Here is a 1383-nt window from a genome sequence, read left to right on the forward strand (position 1 = left end):
GTGCCGGCTTGAACTACACCCGCTTCTCCGGCGAGCCGAGCAACGTCGACGTGCGTCGCAGCTACGGCGCCATCGGCCAGGCCGGTGTCGACCTGGCGGTCACCGAAAACGTCTCGCTCAACAGCTACGTGAGCTACGCCGATGTCGACTCCGACATTCGCGTGGGCGGCGAGACCGTCGGCAAGGTGGACATGGAGCCCGTCACCGTCGGTGGTGGCGTGACCTTCCGCTTCTAGCATGTAACGATCGAGTCCTTCGATCATCCTGAAACGCCCGGCGAATGCCGGGCGTTTTCGTGTACAGTGATGGCCCATTTTCCGCCGTGCCCGTCGCGTACACAATCGAGGAGAAGCCCATGGCGCCGACCTTCGTCGATACCCACTGTCACTTCGATTTCCCGCCGTTTCACGGCGACGAATCCCGCAGCCTGGCGCTCGCCCGTCAGGCCGGGGTGGAAAAGATCATCGCGGTGGGCGTCACGGCCGCGCGTTTTGCCGGCGTGGTGGCATTGTCCGAACGCTATCCCGAGATCCATGCAGCGCTCGGCATTCATCCCATGGCGATCGGTGACTATCGCGACGAACACCTCGATGAGCTCGAGGCGTGGCTTGCCAAGCGCCCCGACAAGCTCGTGGCGATCGGCGAGATCGGGCTGGATCTGTACATCGATAATCCGCAGTTCGAACGCCAGGAGGCCTTGCTGAAGGCGCAGCTTTCCTTGGCGCGGCGCTTCGATCTGCCGGTCATCCTGCACTCCCGGCGCACCCACGACAAGCTCGCCATGCACTTGAGGCGCATCGACGTGCCGCGACGCGGCGTGGTCCACGGTTTTGCCGGTAGCCTGCAGCAGGCGCGCGCTTTCATCGAGGCGGGCTATTTCATCGGCGTGGGCGGCACCATGACCTACGAGCGCGCCACCAAGACGCGCAACACCCTGGCGAATCTGCCCCTGTCGTCGCTACTGCTCGAGACGGACTCGCCGGACATGCCGGTACAGGGCTTTCAGGGCGAGCCCAATCGCCCCGAGCGCATCGCGTTGATCTGGCAGAGCCTGTGCGAGATTCGCCGGGAGCCGCCGGAGGAGATCGCCACAACTCTTCGCGACAACACCCGGCGGCTGTTCGGTATCTAGACGTGACAGGCCATGGCTGAGCGTCAGGGGGTCAGGTTCTCGAAGCCCGTCTCGGTCACCAGCACGTTGTCCTCGATGCGGATACCGCCGCAGTTGATCAGCGCATCCACCCGTGGCCAGTCGATCGCCACGCCGCGCTCCTTGAGCGGGGCCAGCAGCATGGGAATGAAGTAGAGCCCCGGCTCGATGGTGACCACCATGCCCGGGGCGAGCGTGCGCGTCAGCCGCAGCGCCGGGTGTTGGGCGGGCGC

General features: G+C 65.1%; 3 protein-coding genes. 2 read left to right on the forward strand and 1 reads right to left on the reverse strand.

Annotation, left to right across the window (positions count from 1 at the left end; translation table 11 throughout):
• Positions 1–236: OmpW family outer membrane protein (locus BIS11_RS17585; RefSeq protein WP_301286511.1), on the forward strand; the 236-nt coding region annotated here is incomplete at its 5' end.
• A gap of 119 nt (positions 237–355) precedes the next feature.
• Positions 356–1132, forward strand: coding sequence for a TatD family hydrolase (locus BIS11_RS17590; protein WP_253420582.1), 777 nt, complete (start codon positions 356–358; stop codon positions 1130–1132).
• Between the two features lie 23 nt (positions 1133–1155).
• On the opposite strand, the gene BIS11_RS17595 is transcribed toward BIS11_RS17590, so the two are convergent.
• Positions 1156–1383 (reverse strand): M24 family metallopeptidase (locus BIS11_RS17595; protein ID WP_253586731.1); only part of this gene is annotated, 228 nt, incomplete at its 5' end.

The organism is Halomonas sp. 707D4 (assembly GCF_024158685.1).
Lineage (GTDB): Bacteria > Pseudomonadota > Gammaproteobacteria > Pseudomonadales > Halomonadaceae > Vreelandella.